This window comes from Desulfovibrio sp. OH1186_COT-070 (assembly GCF_003860215.1).
Classification (GTDB): domain Bacteria; phylum Desulfobacterota; class Desulfovibrionia; order Desulfovibrionales; family Desulfovibrionaceae; genus Desulfovibrio.
The window spans coordinates 1-704 of sequence record NZ_RQYH01000126.1; the positions used below are offsets into that span (position 1 = coordinate 1).

Annotated in this window: 2 protein-coding genes; both read left to right on the forward strand. The window is 24.7% G+C overall.

Annotated elements, in window-relative coordinates; genetic code table 11:
* Window positions 1-322, forward strand: a 322-nt coding sequence (locus tag EII23_RS13020) for a hypothetical protein (RefSeq protein ID WP_185702406.1), incomplete at its 5' end; no start/stop codon positions are given.
* The gene (locus EII23_RS12185) at window positions 291-692 is read left to right on the forward strand and encodes a hypothetical protein (RefSeq protein WP_124793562.1); all 402 of its coding nucleotides are present in this window, start codon (window positions 291-293) and stop codon (window positions 690-692) included. The genes EII23_RS13020 and EII23_RS12185, both read left to right, overlap by 32 nt.
* Window positions 693-704 lie beyond the last annotated feature (12 nt).

The window sequence follows — 704 nt, forward strand, 5'->3', positions numbered from 1 at the left end:
GGATAATAGTATGCATAGTATTTCTAGTAATATTAACGATTACAAAAAAATAGCGACAGCCCCATATTATAATGAGTTAGGATCTTATTTTATAAATGGAATAAATCAATTTAATTTTAACCATTTTACTTTTATAGGAAATATTGATCGCATGGTTATTAATTTAAAAAGTGGGAAAAATGAGTATGAAATATCTAAAGATGACTATATTAGAGATAAGGATTATTTTAGAGGAATTAATCATGCGTTTATTATGTCTGCATTAAACCATATATATAAAGAAAACTATATTGAACCTTTTAGCAGAAACTACGTATATTGATACACCGTTGCATAAAGAATGGCTCAATAAACTAGAAAAGACTATAATACAAGGTTACTCATTAAAATATTTACCATCCCATAATCTAAGAAGTGAACTAGATAAAAACTTTATAGATGATAGAGAATTTGATTTTATACAAAAAATACACTTTGAAAATACGAATAACATAATAAGTAAACAACAGGAAGTGACGGATTCAAAAATAAACTTTTTAAATGTCATTATCCTGATATTTACTATTATTTCTTTAGGCCAAATAATTGATATTTTTACAGACGATAAACCACTTATTGTGAGTAGTATTATAGGTGTTGGTATAACTATTTCAGTTATATATATAAAATATTCAAATTGGCTCAAGAAATAAACTAAATATAAG